The sequence below is a fragment of the Streptococcus sp. HMSC034B05 genome (genome assembly GCF_001809055.1).
GTDB classification, from domain to species: domain Bacteria; phylum Bacillota; class Bacilli; order Lactobacillales; family Streptococcaceae; genus Streptococcus; species Streptococcus constellatus.
Map to the genome: position 1 here is coordinate 52,767 of NZ_KV795612.1, position 17,327 is coordinate 70,093.

16 protein-coding genes and 1 pseudogene are annotated in these 17,327 nt (G+C 37.5%); 15 read left to right on the top strand and 2 right to left on the bottom strand.

The window, feature by feature from the left end:
* Positions 1 to 1,589, top strand: a 1,589-nt coding sequence (locus tag HMPREF2542_RS05565) for a GBS Bsp-like repeat-containing protein (RefSeq protein ID WP_186822133.1), incomplete at its 5' end; no start/stop codon positions are given.
* Positions 1,590 to 1,790: 201 nt separating this feature from the next.
* Here the strand turns inward: HMPREF2542_RS05565 and mnmE are convergent.
* Positions 1,791 to 3,164, bottom strand: a complete 1,374-nt coding sequence (gene mnmE / locus HMPREF2542_RS05570) for a tRNA uridine-5-carboxymethylaminomethyl(34) synthesis GTPase MnmE (RefSeq protein WP_070484489.1) — start codon at positions 3,162 to 3,164, stop codon at positions 1,791 to 1,793.
* A gap of 347 nt (positions 3,165 to 3,511) precedes the next feature.
* Here mnmE and rpiA point away from each other — a divergent pair, with 347 nt between their 5' ends.
* The 4 genes from rpiA to HMPREF2542_RS05590 all read left to right on the top strand — a co-directional run bounded on the left by rpiA (position 3,512) and on the right by HMPREF2542_RS05590 (position 6,874).
* Positions 3,512 to 4,195: a ribose-5-phosphate isomerase RpiA gene (gene rpiA / locus HMPREF2542_RS05575; RefSeq protein ID WP_003068551.1), complete on the top strand. Its 684-nt coding sequence runs from the start codon at positions 3,512 to 3,514 to the stop codon at positions 4,193 to 4,195.
* Between the two features lie 222 nt (positions 4,196 to 4,417).
* Positions 4,418 to 5,227 carry a purine-nucleoside phosphorylase gene (locus HMPREF2542_RS05580; RefSeq protein WP_058669681.1) on the top strand — a complete coding sequence of 270 codons (810 nt, stop codon included), beginning with the start codon at positions 4,418 to 4,420 and terminating at the stop codon, positions 5,225 to 5,227.
* Between the two features lie 181 nt (positions 5,228 to 5,408).
* On the top strand, positions 5,409 to 6,119 hold the full coding sequence (gene deoD, locus HMPREF2542_RS05585) for a purine-nucleoside phosphorylase (protein ID WP_020997945.1): 711 nt from the start codon (positions 5,409 to 5,411) through the stop codon (positions 6,117 to 6,119).
* The gene (locus HMPREF2542_RS05590) at positions 6,119 to 6,874 is read left to right on the top strand and encodes a hypothetical protein (RefSeq protein ID WP_037596626.1); all 756 of its coding nucleotides are present in this window, start codon (positions 6,119 to 6,121) and stop codon (positions 6,872 to 6,874) included. The genes deoD and HMPREF2542_RS05590 overlap by 1 nt, the downstream gene beginning before the upstream one ends.
* A 61-nt stretch (positions 6,875 to 6,935) precedes the next feature.
* Here HMPREF2542_RS05590 and HMPREF2542_RS05595 read toward each other — a convergent pair whose 3' ends face one another.
* Positions 6,936 to 9,107 carry an LTA synthase family protein gene (locus HMPREF2542_RS05595; RefSeq protein ID WP_020997944.1) on the bottom strand — a complete coding sequence of 724 codons (2,172 nt, stop codon included), beginning with the start codon at positions 9,105 to 9,107 and terminating at the stop codon, positions 6,936 to 6,938.
* Between the two features lie 245 nt (positions 9,108 to 9,352).
* On the opposite strand from HMPREF2542_RS05595, the gene HMPREF2542_RS05600 reads away from it, so the two are divergent.
* From HMPREF2542_RS05600 to HMPREF2542_RS10145, 10 genes and pseudogenes are all read left to right on the top strand, one after another.
* Positions 9,353 to 10,516, top strand: coding sequence for a class I SAM-dependent rRNA methyltransferase (locus HMPREF2542_RS05600; protein WP_039677255.1), 1,164 nt, complete (start codon positions 9,353 to 9,355; stop codon positions 10,514 to 10,516).
* Entirely contained in the window at positions 10,513 to 11,190 is a 678-nt protein-coding gene (gene aroD / locus HMPREF2542_RS05605) for a type I 3-dehydroquinate dehydratase (protein WP_058669680.1), read from the top strand. The genes HMPREF2542_RS05600 and aroD overlap by 4 nt, the downstream gene beginning before the upstream one ends.
* The gene (locus HMPREF2542_RS05610; RefSeq protein ID WP_058669679.1) at positions 11,180 to 12,034 is read left to right on the top strand and encodes a shikimate dehydrogenase; all 855 of its coding nucleotides are present in this window, start codon (positions 11,180 to 11,182) and stop codon (positions 12,032 to 12,034) included. Before aroD ends, HMPREF2542_RS05610 begins: the two co-directional genes overlap by 11 nt.
* Positions 12,035 to 12,044: 10 nt before the next feature.
* Positions 12,045 to 13,112, top strand: a complete 1,068-nt coding sequence (gene aroB / locus HMPREF2542_RS05615; RefSeq protein WP_058669678.1) for a 3-dehydroquinate synthase — start codon at positions 12,045 to 12,047, stop codon at positions 13,110 to 13,112.
* Positions 13,113 to 13,145: 33 nt separating this feature from the next.
* Entirely contained in the window at positions 13,146 to 14,312 is a 1,167-nt protein-coding gene (aroC, locus tag HMPREF2542_RS05620; RefSeq protein ID WP_058669677.1) for a chorismate synthase, read from the top strand.
* Positions 14,312 to 15,148, top strand: coding sequence for a sulfite exporter TauE/SafE family protein (locus tag HMPREF2542_RS05625; protein ID WP_048800618.1), 837 nt, complete (start codon positions 14,312 to 14,314; stop codon positions 15,146 to 15,148). The genes aroC and HMPREF2542_RS05625 overlap by 1 nt, the downstream gene beginning before the upstream one ends.
* Positions 15,145 to 15,525 carry a DUF1634 domain-containing protein gene (locus HMPREF2542_RS05630; RefSeq protein ID WP_003068576.1) on the top strand — a complete coding sequence of 127 codons (381 nt, stop codon included), beginning with the start codon at positions 15,145 to 15,147 and terminating at the stop codon, positions 15,523 to 15,525. The genes HMPREF2542_RS05625 and HMPREF2542_RS05630 overlap by 4 nt, the downstream gene beginning before the upstream one ends.
* Positions 15,526 to 15,535: 10 nt before the next feature.
* On the top strand, positions 15,536 to 16,642 hold the full coding sequence (locus tag HMPREF2542_RS05635) for a prephenate dehydrogenase (RefSeq protein WP_070484492.1): 1,107 nt from the start codon (positions 15,536 to 15,538) through the stop codon (positions 16,640 to 16,642).
* Positions 16,643 to 16,653: 11 nt separating this feature from the next.
* Positions 16,654 to 16,992, top strand: a complete 339-nt coding sequence (locus tag HMPREF2542_RS05640) for a YlbF/YmcA family competence regulator (RefSeq protein WP_003073067.1) — start codon at positions 16,654 to 16,656, stop codon at positions 16,990 to 16,992.
* 171 nt (positions 16,993 to 17,163) lie between these two features.
* Positions 17,164 to 17,265: pseudogene (locus HMPREF2542_RS10145) on the top strand (L-lactate dehydrogenase); the annotation flags it as partial.
* Positions 17,266 to 17,327 lie beyond the last annotated feature (62 nt).

Below are 17,327 nucleotides of genomic sequence, written 5' to 3' on the forward strand. Positions count from 1 at the left end.
ATAAAGTTACCGTTAAAGCAAGTGATCATAAAAGAAGTACAGGTTTATACCATATTCATCTGTATTATATTCAAGCCAATGGTAAAATCGTTGGGATAGGCGGGACAACGACAGAAGTTTCAATTGCACGTCCAAAAGGTACATTAACGATTCAAAATAAAGATGTTAATAAAGGAACCTTTGATGTGATTGTATCAGGTGTTTCCAGTCCTTATGGCGTTCGTGAAGTAAAATTACCGACTTGGTCTAATGTAGATGGTCAAGATGACATTATCTGGTATACGGCGATTAAGCAAGCCAATGGAACTTATAAGGTAACTGTTAGAGCTAGTGATCACAAATATTCAACAGGTATATATAACGTTCATTTGTATTATATTCAGGATAATGGACAAATTGTTGGTGTAGCAGGGACACAAACAGTTGTTTCTTTAGCTAAGCCACAAGGACAAATTAGCATTCAAAACAATAATCCAGATACTGGTACCTTTGATGTGATTGTATCAGGTGTTTCCAGTCCTTATGGCGTTCGTGAAGTAAAATTACCGACTTGGTCTAGTGTCAATGGTCAGGATGATATTATTTGGTACACTGCTACCAAGCAAGCCAATGGAACCTATAAAGTTACCGTTAAAGCAAGTGATCATAAGAATTCAACCGGTTTATATTATGTTCATTTATACTATGTTCAAAATAATGGAACATTGATTGGAGTAGGTGGTACATCAACCAATGTCACAATTTCTCCAGAAAAACTGAAACCAACTGGAAAAATCACTATTCAAAACAACAATCCCAACACAGGAACTTTTGAAGTTGTCGTATCCAATGTTTTCAGTCCCAATGGTGTTCGTGAAGTGAAACTACCAACTTGGTCTAGTGTCAATGGACAAGATGATGTTATTTGGTACACAGCCACAAAACAAGCTGATGGAACTTATAAATTATTTGTCAATGCTAGTAATCATAAAAACTCCACTGGTGAATACAATGTCCATCTATATTATGTCCAAAATGATGGTCAATTAGTTGGTGTGGGGGGAATTAAACTTCAAGTTAGCAAAAGAGTCTATGAAACACCATATTATTCTCAACGTGATAGTCGTTGGGCAGGACGAACTTATGGTGGCTATACGTTTGCCGCAACAGGCTGCGTTCCAACGACAGTCGCTATGGCAATTTCTGGTATTACAGGACAGACTGTCTTGCCAACGACTGTGGCCGACTATCTCTATCACTCTACGAATGAATTTAATAAGAGAAGTTACGGAACAACGAGCCACGGAATTGTATTAGCAGCACGGCATTGGGGCCTAAAAACAGAGACTTTAGGGTCAACTGCAGCTGTGCGAGAAGCACTTGCTATGGGACATCATGTGCTTGGTGCAGTAGGAACCAGCGTGTTTGCAAATTATCCTGTCACACATGAATTAATCATGAAAGGTTATAACAACGGAATGACCTATGTAATGGATCCTTATAATGCTAGTAATAATGGCTATTATTCAGTAGATTATTTATTTAGAGTACGGAGTTTGGATCCAACTGACAATACAGAGGGATCACCATTTATGACAATCAGAGCGTAGGTTGTACTTGTTCTGATAAGAATGAAGAATATATATTTTGATATTTTATTAATTTAGTATAAGAAAAGAGTGATTCAGACAACTCGGATTGCCTGAATCACTCTATTTTTTTTATGAACACAATAAAAAACTCTATGATTTCTACAGAAAAACTCTTAAAAATCATGGAGTTTGATTGTTTTCAACTGAATTTATCTTTTGTTATTTTCCCAAGCAAAATTGGCTGAAAAGCTGAGTAATGAGTTCATCAGGAGCTGCATCCCCTGTGATTTCGCCGAGGATTCTCCACGTCTGAGTTAGATCGACTTGAACTAAGTCTACCGGCATTCCCAAATCTAGTCCCTCATTAACAGCATGAAGACTTTCGATGGCCTTTTCGATTAGAGAGATATGACGAGAGTTCGAGAGATAAGTAGCGTCTTGTTCTGCAATGCCAGCATTTTCAAAGAAAAGTTGATTGATTCGTTCTTCAATTTTATCAATATTTTGATTTTGAAGAGCCGAAATCTTGATAAAATCATCTGGGAGTTGAGTAGTTTCAATCTTTTCGTCCAAGTCTGTCTTATTCAGTAGCAAGATACGATTGGTGTTTTGGCTGATTTCTAAAAGTTTATGGTCTTGTTCTGTTAAGGGCTCGTTTGCATTTAGCACAAGAAGTACAAGGTCAGCATCTTTGAGAGCTTTTTTGGATCGCTCTACTCCAATTTGTTCGACAATATCATCTGTATCACGGATACCGGCAGTATCAATCAATTTTAATGGCACGCCATTAATGTTGACATATTCTTCAATGACGTCACGAGTGGTGCCAGCTATATCTGTCACAATAGCCTTATCCTCACGTAAAAGATTGTTGAGTAGGCTAGATTTGCCAACATTAGGGCGGCCGATAATAGCGGTAGAAATTCCTTCACGTAGAATCTTACCTCGGCGTGCTGTTTTTAAAAGTTGAGTTAAAAATTCTTCAAAGTCAGCCGTTTTTTCACACAGAAGTTTGGTCGTCATTTCCTCAACATCATCATATTCTGGATAGTCAATATTGACTTCAACTTGAGCCAGCGTGTTAAGTATTTCTTGACGTATATTATTGATGAGATCGGATAGAGACCCATCTAATTGCTTGACAGCAATATTCATAGCTTTATCCGTTTTTGCTCTGATAATGTCCATGATCGCTTCAGCTTGTGTCAAATCTACACGTCCATTGAGAAAGGCTCGCTTGGTAAATTCACCAGGATCTGCCATTCTGGCTCCTTCTCGAATAGCTAATTGGAGGATTTCGTTAGTCACAGCAATCCCTCCGTGAGTGTTAATCTCAATCACATCTTCGCGTGTGAATGTTTTGGGAGAACGCATCGCTCCAATCATGACCTCATCTAGCACTTGGTTTGAATGAGGGTCTATAATGTGACCGTAGTTAAGTGTGTGGCTGGCAACCTTGCTTAAATCTTTTCCTTTGAAGATTTTTTGGGCAATCGCAAAGCTCTCTGTTCCACTTAGTCTAACAATGCCGATAGCTCCTTCACCAAGAGGAGTCGAGATAGCAGCAATCGTATCAAATTCTTTGGTAATCATCATTTATTCCTTATATAATGTATTCAAATGTACTCTCTATTCATTGTAACGCAAAACAATGCTTGTCGCAAGATTTTCACATGCTATTTTTAGTCAAGAGAGCTCTTCATCATTTTTTCAACAAGATAAACTAAATAAAAAAGATTATTCGGTTATTCATTTGAAATATCAAATTATAATAGAAAAAATTAAGGATTTTTAACATTTTATCATAAAGAAAAAAGGAATATTCGGCTTTTAGAATTTTTGGTAAAAAATAATAATTTTACAAGAAAGTGGTTTCATTTTTTTGTGCTAAAGTTGCTAAATCATGGTATACTAGAAGCAGATTGATTAAAGGAGTAAAAATGGAAAACCTCAAAAAAATGGCAGGAATCAAAGCTGCAGAATATGTGAAAGATGGAATGGTAGTTGGTTTAGGCACTGGTTCGACTGCCTATTATTTTGTAGAAGAAATTGGCCGCCGTATCAAGGAAGAACAGTTAAATATTACTGCTGTCACTACTTCAAGTGAGACAAGTGAACAAGCTCGAAATTTGGGAATTCCATTGAAAGCGATTGATGAAGTAGCAGAAGTGGACGTGACAGTTGACGGAGCTGATGAAGTGGACGTTGACTTTAATGGTATCAAAGGTGGCGGTGGCGCCCTGCTTATGGAAAAGGTTGTTGCAACTCCAACAAAGACCTACATTTGGGTAGTGGATGAAAGTAAAATGGTTCATGAATTAGGTGCGTTCAAATTACCGGTAGAAGTGGTGCAATATGGTGCAGAACAGCTTTTTCGTCGTTTTGAACATGCAGGCTACAAACCATCATTTCGTGAAAAAGATGGCAAGCGCTATGTCACTGATATGCAGAATTTTATCATCGATCTTGACTTAGGTGTGATTGAAAATCCAGTTGAATTTGGGCGAGAATTAGATCATGTAGTCGGTGTTGTGGAACATGGACTCTTTAATCAAATGGTGGATATGGTCATTGTTGCTGGAAAAAATGGCGTGCAAATTTTAAAATCAACTAAAGCAAAATAAAAAGGAGAGTAAAATTTTATGTCACATGGAATTATCTTCATGTCGTTGTCATGGATTCAGACTGAATTGGTACTACATTAAATGCTGATTTTTATGAAAGTAAAAATGTTAGAGTATATAAATAAGTTGTTCTAACAAATGTCACAAATAGCTTAATATTTCACTACCCTTACAGACAAAATGCTAAAAGGGAAATAAATGATAAGAGTGAGGAGAAATGATATGAATTTAATGGATAAAATTAACGAAACAGCACAGTTTTTAAAAGACAAAGGAATTACTGTACCAGCATTTGGCTTGATTCTCGGATCTGGTTTGGGAGAATTAGCTGGTGAGATTGAAAATGCTGTCAGTATTAACTATGCGGATATTCCCAATTGGGGTCGCTCAACAGTAGTGGGGCATGCCGGTAAATTGGTCTATGGTGATTTAGCAGGCCGGAAAGTATTAGCTTTGCAAGGACGATTCCATTTTTATGAAGGAAATCCGATGGAAGTGGTGACATTCCCTGTTCGTGTGATGAGAGCACTAGGCTGTGAAGGTGTCATTGTCACAAATGCTGCCGGAGGGGTTGAATATGGTCCTGGCACTTTAATGGCTATTTCAGATCATATCAATTTAACTGGACAAAATCCTCTAATTGGAGCGAATTTAGACGAATTTGGACCACGCTTCCCAGATATGTCTGATGCTTATACAAAAGTTTATCGTGAAAAAGCGCATGCTGTAGCCGAAAAATTAGGTGTTGACTTGAAAGAAGGAGTTTATCTGGGTGTTACCGGTCCAACCTATGAAACGCCAGCTGAAATCCGCGCTTTCCAAACCTTAGGAGCTAGCGCTGTCGGTATGTCAACTGTTCCAGAAGTAATTGTGGCAGCCCACTCAGGCTTGAAAGTATTGGGAATTTCTGCTATCACCAATTTTGCAGCTGGTTTCCAAAGCGAGCTAAACCATGAAGAAGTGGTGGAAGTGACTGAACGAATCAAAGAAGACTTCAAAGGACTTGTAAAAGCAATCCTTGCAGAATTGTAAAAATAACTAAAATTTAGAAGAAAAGGAGAGTGGAGCTTGCTTTATTTTCGCTTTTCTATAATCAATTAAAACGAAAGGAATAAAACCTGTACAAAATCCATTCTGAAAAGAAAAAGTTTTTAAGAAATTGATAACTTTGAGTGTTTTTGATTCAGATTTTTACGGGTTTGGTATCTTAATTATGTCAATCCATATTGCAGCAAAACCAGGCGAAATCGCTGATAAAATTTTACTACCTGGAGATCCACTTCGTGCTAAATTTATTGCCGAAAATTTCTTAGAAGATGCTGTGTGCTTCAATGAAGTTCGCAACATGTTTGGTTATACAGGGACTTATAAAGGTCATCGTGTTAGTGTGATGGGAACTGGAATGGGAATTCCGTCCATTTCTATCTATGCGCATGAATTGATTGTGAACTATGGTGTGAAACGTTTAATTCGTGTAGGAACTGCTGGTTCGTTGAATAAAGATGTTCATGTACGTGAATTGGTGTTGGCGCAAGCAGCAGCGACAAATTCAAATATCATTCGTAATGATTGGCCTCAATATGATTTTCCGCAAATTGCAAGTTTTCATCTGTTGGATAAGGCTTATCATATTGCTAAGGGATTTGGTATGACAACGCATGTTGGAAATGTCCTATCGTCAGATGTTTTCTATTCAAACTATGGTGAAAAAAATATCGAACTTGGTAAAATGGGGGTTCTGGCTGTGGAAATGGAAGCGGCAGCTCTTTATTATTTAGCTGCTCAATATAATGTTGAAGCACTCGGTATTATGACTATTTCAGATAGCTTGGTGAATCCAGATGAAGATACAACAGCAGAAGAACGACAAACGACTTTCACAGATATGATGAAAGTCGGCTTAGAAACGATTATTTCAGAGTGATGCTTGGAAATTTAGATCTAAAAGAAGAGATAGTGTATGCTATTTCTCGCTATGATTATGCTCATGCCTATAAATTAGCCCAAAGATTGAACGATGCAGGATCAAAGCTAATTGAACTTTTGTATATTATGGCAGAACGGAGAGAGTTAAATATCCGCCCTGCTATGGAATGTCAGTTGGAAATTAGAAATGATTTTCAACTTTTTTGTCATGAGTCTGAGGAAGATGAGCAATTAGCAAATTATCTCTATGATTTAGAAGCGAAGCTTAAAAATGAACAAGTGATTGATTTTATTCGTGCCGTTAGTCCAGCTATTTATCGGATTTTTATGCGTTTGATCAAGATGGAAATTCCTGATATTGAATCTTATATTCATAATTCTCGAGAAGCGAGTTACGATCGTTGGAATTTTGAAAAGATGAAAAATACAGGGCACCCCATTTTGAGCACTTTTCATGCCGAAAGCACTGTTCATTCTTCCAGTCTAGCCAGTTTGATTTTGCTACTGGATTTGTCAGAGCAAGTCAAGATAATGGTCAAAGAGTTGCGAAAGTTGGAGAAATCTGTTCGAAATCCTTTGGCACATTTGATTAAGCATTTTGATGAAGAAGAATTGTACTCCACTACCGGGTTTTCTTCTCAATTTTTTATGGAAATATTGATTTTGCTAGCACAAGCAACCGGTATCACTTATGATAAAGAGCAGTTTTATTTTGATCGTGTTAATCAAGTCATCAAAACGTTTCTTGATTAAATGTTTCATTCCATTATAAAATCCCATACAAGCCATTAAATTTCTTGTATGGGATTTTTAATTATTTAGATGAAGAGCTTGATTCTTCTGTCGATGAGGAAGAACTGTTACTACTGGTTGATTCAAATTGTTCCGGATGAAGAGCTCGATAACTTGGTGAATTGAACAAATCAACAGTTGAATTTCCACCGCGTTTGCTATAAAGACTTGTAGATTCGGTGTCTTTTTTCTTCTCAATGGACAATAATGATTTAAGTGAATTAGTGTAAGAATAGTCTTTAGGATTCACTTTTCCTAAATTATTTCCTTTGTAGAAGCGAAGCAAGTCTCCTGTTTGAATCAAGTCACTCATCTTCAACTGTTCATTAGTTGTGTTGCGAATTTTTTCAAGTTCTGCTTTGGTTGTTTCATCAGGATTGGTAATTTCTTGCCCTGTTTCAGTATAGTAAGTACGTCCACTGTAGCTTGTATACTTAGGAGTCACGAAATAATTTGATGAACGAAAGGCAACAGTTTGTTGATGTTTGGGTGACAATAAGTCTTGTCCAACTTGTAAGTATTGTTTGGAGTCAATACCGAGCAAATGTTCCAAAGTAGGTAAGAGGTCAATCTGTCCTCCGTAAGTATTGACAATTTTCCCTTTTGTCATTCCTGGAATAACAACCATATAAGGAACTCTTTGGAGCATAGCGTTATCATAACTAGACCAAGTTTCAGAGTTTTTGCCAAGCAGAGGTGCAAGTGATGGATTGCGAGAATTTGAAATACCGTAGTGATCTCCGTATAGTACGATAATGGAATTTTCGTAAAGTCCAGACGCTTTCAAATAATCAAAGAATGATTTAACCGCAGAATCCAGATAATTTGCTGTTGCAAAATAGCCGTTAATGGTTTCATCTTTTGTTGTCGCAAGCGGGAAGCCAGTCTCATCACCAATCAAACTAGTAGTGTAAGGATAGTGATTAGAAACGGTGATATATTTTGCATAGAAAGGTTGTTGCAAATGTTCAAGATATTTAATGGAATCTTTGAACATAATCTTATCATTCAGACCATATTGGAAAGAGTTGGTCTTATTTTGTTTGGAGAAATAAGCTGCATCAAAGAAATAATTATATCCCCATTGTTTGTAGGTGGTATTTCGATTCCAGAAGCTACCAGCATTTCCATGGAAAACAGCACTAGAATTATAACCGTTTTTTGAAAGGATGTATGGAGCAGCTTGCTGCGTGTTTGTTCCACCATAGTTTACCATGTAAGAACCTTGATTGAGTCCAAATAATCCAGTTTCTAACATGGTTTCGGCATCAGAAGTCTTCCCAGCTTTGACTTGATTAAAGATATTGGAGAAGGATAAAGTTGAATTTGAATGGTAAAGTGAGTTAAGGAAAGGTGTTACTTCATATTCTTTACCCTCAGATTTCAATTTATAATCAATCAGGAATTGTTGGAAACTTTCTAAGTGAAGGTAGATGACATTTCTTCCTTTAGCAATACCATAATATTCTTTATTTGGCTCCGCATAGTGTGACTTGACATATTCTTCAACAGGCTTCAAATCATTTGCACTTGCTTTGGAGCGTTCTTTATTGGCACTGTATGTTTGATTGGCGCTATACCCAAGAAAAGCAGGTAAGCCCAATGCACGGACAACATAGTAATTTGAAAAACCGCGCGTTAACAATTCAGGTCGGTCAATTTCTGCCAAAAAGAGGTTGGCAGAAAAGAGCATACTAGATAGTGCGGTAATGGCAAAGCTAGCTCGCTTATTAAAAGAACGGTCATCCAATCGAATCCATTTTTTATAAAAAAGAAAACCTAAAATTGGAAAATCAATGATGTAAATCAAATCACTCACTCTAAATAATTCAAGCGCAGCTTCTCCTAGACCAGCAGAAACACTGCTTGAAGCCAGCATAGTATTGACAGTGACAAAATCACTAAACTCTCGATAATAGATGGAGTTTGAAATGAGCCAAACAAACAATAAAGTGTAAAGAGAAAAGGCTAGAATATAAAAAATCTTGGTTTTCTTAATGTAAAGCGCTAGCCCAATTAATAACAACCCTAATGGGATAGGATTGATCATAGCGAGAAAGACTTGATATGCACCTTGAATATCAAGATTAAAATCAACAGAATAGGCCCACATGGTTTTAAGCCAATAAAGAGTCAGTAAGGTCAAGACAAAACCTAGTCTTGTACTCATGAAGTTGAGTATCTTCCTAGTCATATTTTTCACAAATTGTACTTCCTTGTCTTATTTCCTAAAATTTTCACTATTAAGTATAACATATTTTCGTTTTAAGTAGGTAATTTAAAATGTCGCATTTGCTTTTATCAGATAAAAAACAGAGTAGAACTTTTATAGACTGAAAATAAATAGAAGTTTTACAAATCACCATTTTCTTGCAATCATTTTGTAATAAGCAGTACATTTTTTTGAGAAAATTCATAACATTTGATATAATAGAGTTTATGAAACAGCTTACGATTCCTTCTTACACCGAAAAAAAGATAAAAAAAGGACAATTTGTTTTAGAAAAACAAGATTTCCCTTCTCTTCCTTTTCATGATCAAGCCGTAGAATTGGCAAATACAAAAGGACAATTTATAGGCATCGGATACTTATCGGAGCAAAATAAAGGGATTGGGTGGTTTATTTCACATAAGAAAGTAACTTTAGATGTCTCGTTTTTCTGTCAGCTATTCCAATGTGCTAAAGAAAAACGACAAGTTTATCAACAATCTGAAGAGACGACAGCTTACCGTCTTTTTAACCAAGAAGGAGATGGATTTGGCGGTTTTACAATAGATTTGTATCAAGACTATGCTGTCTTTTCTTGGTATAATCTCTTTGTTTACGAAATGAAAGAGACCGTTGTTCAAGCGTTTCAACACGTTTTCCCAGAAGTTGCAGGAGCGTATGAGAAAATTCGATTTAAGGGATTAGATGTTGAGTCTGCTCATTTGTATGGGCAGGAGGCTTCGGCTTTTTTCACTATTTTAGAAAATGGTGTTCGGTATCAAGTCTTTCTAAACGATGGCTTGATGACAGGAATTTTCCTTGACCAGCATGAGGTTCGTGGTAGCCTGGCAGATGGTCTAGCAACTGGCAAGTCTCTATTAAATATGTTTTCTTACACGGCAGCTTTTTCGGTTGCGGCAGCCATGGGAGGAGCAAGTCAGACGACCTCTGTCGATTTAGCAAAACGGAGTCGTGAGCTATCTGAAGCGCATTTTAAAGAGAATGGTTTGGATCTGAGTCATCATACATTTTTTGTGATGGATGCGTTTGACTACTTTAAATATGCAAAGCGACATGGTCTGACCTATGATGTGATTGTTTTAGACCCGCCGAGTTTTGCAAGAAATAAAAAACAAACTTTTTCAGTGGCTAAGGACTATCATAAGTTGATTGCTCAGTCTTTAGAAATTTTAAATCCTCACGGAATGATTATTGCTAGTACGAATGCCGCAAATATTTCACGTAGTAAGTTTAAAAAAGAAATTGAAAAAGGTTTTGCAGGAAGCAAGCACCGTTATCTGAAAGAATACGGTTTGCCAGCAGATTTTACTTATAATAAGAAAGATGAAAGAAGTAATTACCTCAAGGTATTTACCATTAAGGTGGACAAATGAAATTAGTCGTATCAGTGATGCCTAAAAATTTAGAAGAAGCGCAAAATATTGATAGTTTGCGCTATAATGACGCGGATATTATTGAATGGCGCGCTGATTTTTTAGCAAAAGATGATATTCTGACTGTTGCGCCTGCTATTTTTGAAAAATTTGCTGGTCGTGAATTGATTTTCACTCTGAGAACAATTGGGGAGGGTGGAAAGATTGAATTGACGGATGATGAATATATTTCTATCCTTAAGGAAGTTTCAACAATATATCAACCCGATTATATTGATTTTGAATATTTTTCTCATAAAGATAGATTTGAGGAAATGTTGGATTTTCCAAATCTTGTTTTGAGTTATCACAATTTTGAAGAAACGCCTGAAAATATGATGGAAATTTTATCCGAATTGACCAGTTTGACTCCAAAAGTAGTAAAAGTTTCTGTTATGGCGCATAGTGAGCAAGATGTACTGGATTTGATGAACTATACGCGTGGCTTTAAAACATTGAATCCAGATCAGGATTTTGTGACGATTTCTATGGGACAAATTGGAAAAATTTCACGAATAACAGCGGATTTGACAGGCTCAAGCTGGTCTTTTGCTAGTTTAGATGAGTCTAGTGCTCTAGGGCAAATTTCTCTTGCTAATATGAAACAAATTCAGGAGATTTTGAATGAAAATTGACGGCTATACTCGTTTAGCGGCAGTTGTTGCCAATCCAATCAAACATAGTATTTCTCCTTTTATTCATAATGCGGCATTTGAGCAAGCGGGCGTTAATGGAGTTTATGTAGCTTGGGAAATTTCAGAAGATGACTTGAAAACGACTGTTGAAAATATTCGCCGCTATAATATGTTTGGGATTAATTTGTCCATGCCCTATAAACAGGCTGTGATTCCTTTTTTAGATGAGCTCACACCGGCTGCACAGATGATAGGGGCAGTGAATACTGTCGTAAATCAAAACGGGAAATTAATTGGTTATAATACAGATGGTAAGGGATTTTTTATGAGCTTGCCATCTTTTGTCATCAAAGGCAAAAAAATGCTTATACTTGGGGCTGGTGGAGCTGCAACAGCCATTATTGTACAGGCTGTTTTAGAAGGTGCTGATGAGATTTTTGTGTTTACGAGGAAAACTTCTTTTGAGCGTGTTTTACAGCAAATGAAACAAATTCAGCAGGCAGCTAGCACGAAAATTTCAGTGTTACCATTAGAACAAAGAGAATTATTGCAAGAAAAGCTTAATACTTCCGCTTTGTTGGTCAATGGGACCAGTCTAGGGATGGACGAAAAGACATCACCCGTACCTAGCACTATTCGTTTATCAAAATCACTCCTTGTGGCGGATGTGATTTATCAGCCATTTGAAACACCATTTTTAAAATGGGCAAAAAAACAAAATGTGCAAGTCGTTAATGGTTTAGGTATGCTACTGTATCAAGCCGCGGAAGCATTTAAATTGTGGACAGGAAAAGATATGCCAACTAAGGAAATTTGGCAGGCATTGGAACAGAAGTACAATTAAGGAGTTGCCTATGAAATTAAATGTGAACCTCCCCAATCATCCTTACGATATTATCATTGAAAAGGGGATTTTAGCAAAGGCTGGAGAATGGCTGGCAAGTTTGTGGTCAGATCAAAAACTTGTTGTCATCACTGATAATCATGTGGCAAGTCTATATGCTGAAACAGTCAAACGTAGTTTAGAGCTTGCAGGTTTTGAAGTATTTGTGTTTAATTTTCTGGAAGGTGAAGCCAGTAAAAATTTAACAACAGCTACTAACGTTTATGAATTTTTAGCAAAAGTTGGATTGACCCGTAGCGATGGTATTGTAGCCTTGGGAGGTGGTGTGGTTGGTGATTTAGCTGGTTTTGCGGCTTCAACTTATATGCGGGGTGTTCATTTTGTACAGATACCGACTAGTTTGACTGCTCAAGTAGATTCTTCAATCGGTGGGAAAACGGGTGTCAATACACCGTGGGCAAAGAACATGGTGGGAACTTTTACTCAGCCGGACGGAGTTCTGATCGATCCAGATGTTTTAAAAACTTTGGGACAACGGGAGCTGATTGAAGGTATGGGAGAGATTATCAAGTATGGTTTGATTGAAGATGTAGAGTTGTGGAAGGAACTGGCTGATATGGACGGTAGTCCAGAGTCTATTTTAGAGCACGCAGAAAGTATCATTTATCATTCTTGCAATGTCAAACGCAAATTAGTAGTAGAAGATGAACTTGATAATGGAGTGCGTCTTTATCTAAATTTTGGGCATACTATTGGTCATGCAGTAGAAGCGACTGCAGGTTATGGAAAAGTCATGCATGGAGAAGCTGTTTCTATTGGAATGGTCCAGGTTGCGCGCGTGGCAGAAAAAGAAAAACTAATGCCTAAGGGAATAACCACAGAGATTGAGAAGATGTGTTGTAAGTTTGGTCTCCCGACTGATTACCAACCTTGGCGTCAGGAAGAACTCTATCAAGCTTTACTTCATGATAAGAAAACTAGAGGAAAGATGATTAAATTGGTTCTTGTTCCAAAATTGGGCACGGCAACCATTTATCAGATTCCTTTAGAAGAAATGAAGGATTATTTAGAAAAATAAGAGCTTAGTGTATATAAAATATGAGGTAACTAAATGAGATATTTAACTGCTGGGGAGTCACATGGGCCGCGTTTAACAGCTATCATTGAGGGAGTACCAGCTGGACTTCCTCTTACGACAGATTACATCAATTTAGAACTCAAACGCCGTCAGGGCGGATACGGTCGTGGAGCTCGCATGAAGATAGAGAGTGATAAAGTGGAAATTACTTCCGGTGTTCGTCACGGGCGAACCATGGGCGGGCCGATTACACTCAATGTGACGAATCTGGATCATCAAAAATGGTTGGACATTATGAATGTGGCAGATGTGAACGACAAAAAAAAAGAACTGCGTAAGATTACCAAGCCTCGCCCGGGTCATGCAGATCTGGTTGGAGGTATGAAGTACCGTTTTGATGACTTGCGCAATTCTTTGGAGCGATCTTCTGCACGTGAAACGACCATGCGGGTTGCAGTAGGAGCTGTTGCTAAGCGACTCTTAGAAGAAATTGGAGTTGAAGTAGCCAGTCATATTGTAAGTTTTGGTGGTATTGATGTTGAAATTCCGGAAAATTTGACCGTTGCTGAAATCAAGAAACGAGCTTGTCAATCAGAAGTTTTGATTGTCAATCCAGAACGGGAAGAGGAAATCAGAGCCTATATTGATCAGATAAAGAAAGATGGCGATACCATTGGTGGAATTGTTGAAACCATTGTCGGTGGTGTGCCAGTTGGACTAGGTTCTTATGTTCAGTGGGATAGAAAATTAGATGCTAAAATTGCTCAAGGAGTAGTTTCTATTAATGCATTTAAAGGTGTGGAATTTGGGGTTGGTTTTGAAGCAGGGCGGCTTAAGGGCAGTCAGGTTATGGATGAAATACTCTGGTCTAAAGAGGATGGCTTTACTCGTCGTAGCAATAATCTTGGTGGTTTTGAGGGTGGCATGACTAACGGAGAGCCTATCATAGTACGCGGAGTGATGAAGCCGATACCAACTCTCTATAAACCACTTATGAGTGTTGATATTGAAACACACGAACCTTACAAGGCAACAGTAGAACGGAGTGATCCGACTGCTTTGCCAGCTGCTGGTGTAGTAATGGAAGCTGTTGTTGCCACAGTACTTGCAACGGAGATCTTGGAGAAATTTTCTTCGGATAACCTAGACGAATTAAAAGAAGCAGTTCAACAATACCGTGATTATGTGAAAGGTTTTTAATGCTTACTTATATTTGTACCATGTTACTCGTAGGACTGTTTGCGGGGATTTTGGGGGCTTTATTAGGACTTGGAGGCGGAATTGTTATCACGCCTGTACTCACTCTCTTATTTGGAGTAGACATTAAGTATGCGGTAGGAGCTTCTATTATTGCAGTTTTAGCAACTAGTTCAGGCTCTGCTATTGCTTATCTTAAAGATGATATGCTCAATCTACGGATTGCTATGTTTTTAGAAATTTTTACAACTTTAGGCGCCTTTGTAGGTGCGGTGTTATCAGTGATAACAGATTCACAGTTTCTTTTTTTACTTTATGGAGCTCTTATGCTCTTTCAAGCATTTAATATGTACCAGAAAATTCGTTCTAAAAAAGAAGAGCATTTACCTAGTCAAAATGATGCTATTGCTGAAAAACTGAATCTCAGTGGGGAATATTTTGATAAAGGCTTAAATCGGACGATTAAATACCAAGTAGCTAATGTTCCAGGTGGTTCCATTGTTATGTTTTTTGCAGGCGTTATGTCGGCTCTCTTAGGCATTGGTGCAGGCGCTTTTAAAGTCTTGGCTATGGATACGGTGATGAAAATGCCTTTAAAAGCTAGTTCAGCAACCGCTAATTTTATGATGGGAGTTACAGGAACTGCTTCAGCCATCTTTTATCTTTTTGTAGGACAAATCAATCCGGTATTAGTGACACCAATCGCCTTAGGTGTTCTAGTCGGCTCTTTTATCGGAAGCCGCATCATGCCATATGTGCCTGTAAAAGTTTTGCGATGGATTTTTCTTGTTGCTTTGTTAGCTCTTGGTATGCAAATGTTTATACGAGGTATGAAATGACAGATAAGATGCGAGAAGAAAAAGAGCAGCTGGATTTGGTAATGGGGAAAATTCTTCGCATAGGAATTTTACTGTCCCTTCTTTTTATGTTCCTTGGTCTGATTTTTTACTTTTTTAGTGGGCAGCAGGTGATTTCTTTAGGGAATTTAGAACAGTTTAATCCAGTTGACTACGTGAAGAGCCATTCCATTTTTGATGCAGTAACGTTTATGTTACTAGGATCTTTTATGCTTATTTTGACACCAATTTTTCGAGTGATTTCGACATTTATCATTTTTTTGAAAACAAAAGATAAAATGTATATGATTTTCACAGCGATTGTTATGATTATTATTTTGGTGTCGATTGTTCTAGGGTTTATCATTGAACCAAAGTAAAGGAGTGAGCATGGAAAAGAAAGTTATTTACATTGCAGGTCTTGGTTTGATTGGATCATCAATCGCACTTGGAATTCGACGTGGTCATCCAAACTATATCATATTAGGCTATAATCGTGGAGAAGAGTCAAGAAAGATCGCCCTTGAAAAAGGCATAGTGGATAAAGTGACCAACCAGTTTGCTGAATTTGCTTCTCTGGCAGATGTGATTATTCTTGCTATCCCTATCAAGCAAACGATTGAGTTTATCCGGCAATTAGCCACTCTAGATTTAAAAAAAGCTGTTATTATCTCAGATGTAGGCTCTACCAAAGCTGAAATTGTGGCTGCTGCTGAAGAAGCCCTAAGGGAGAAAGATATCCGATTTGTAGGTGCTCATCCGATGGCTGGTAGCCATAAAACGGGGGCTCGTGCAGCAGATGTGAATCTGTTTGAAAATGCCTATTATATTTTTACTCCGTCTCATTTGACAAAAGATGGCACGATAGAGGAAATGAAAGATCTCTTATCGGGTTTGCATGCTCGGTTTATCGAGATTGATGCCAAAGAGCATGATGATGTAACTAGCCAAATTAGTCATTTTCCGCATATTCTAGCTTCGAGTCTTATGGATCAAGCAGCTGCATATACTCAACAGCACGAAATGACACAACATTTCGCTGCTGGAGGCTTTCGTGATATGACACGGATTGCAGAGAGTGAGCCAAGCATGTGGACTTCGATTTTGTTGACCAATCCAGATGCTATTTTAGAGAGAATAGAGGATTTTAAGAAGCGATTAGATATCATTTCAAGTGCTATTCAGAATAAAAATGAAGATCTAATTTGGAAATTTTTTCAACATGGGCGGCAAGTCCGAAAAGCTATGGAAATTCATAAACGAGCTGGTGTGGATAGCTTTTATGACATTTTCATCAATGTTCCTGATGAAGAAGATGCTATTTTAGGTATCCTAGAACTTCTAAGAGGAACGTCCATTGTTAACATTCACATCAACGAAGAAAATCGTGAAGACATTAACGGAATTCTCCAAATCACCTTTAAAAATCGTGAAGATTTGGAAAAATCTGCTAAAATAATAAGAGAAAAGACACATTATCCAGTCTTTTTAGATTAAGGAGGAAGACTATGTCAAATATTTATGATTTAGCAAATGAACTTAGCCGTACTCTGCGTGACCTTCCTGAGTACAAAGCTGTTGTCGAAAGTAAAAAAGCAGTAGATGCTGATAGTGAAGCGAAAGCTCTTTTAAAGGATTATCTAGCTTTTCAACAAGAATTGCAAGCGATGGCACAATCAGGTCAAATGCCCACGCAAGAAGTACAAGATAAGATGAAATCCTTTGGGGAAAAAATTCAAGTAAATCCTGCTCTGACTGAATTTTTCAACAAACAACAGCAATTATCTATTTACTTGGCTGACATTGAACGTATCATTTTTGATCCAGTTCAAGAATTGCTAAAATAAAAAATATACACAGGTTGGCTGATTCAAATTTTGAATCAGCTTTTTTGGATAAGAAGAAACTTTGTAAAACAAGTGTCTTCCAGAAATATGTGAATTTTCTGCATGTTTTTGGGAAATGCTTGTTTTTTAATGATTTCTGAGTATAATGAATTATATCTACTGGACAAATTTTCAGTATATTATCAACTATTAGACACCTATTTGAGATATCCAGCCATTGTAGGACGTGAGGGAATTCTGGAACAAGTTCAACTTAACAGAAGAAGAAAATGAAAATTAGCTCGTTCTGCACAATTCATCAAGCAAAAATTTTTAGAAAGTTTATCGTCTTAAGA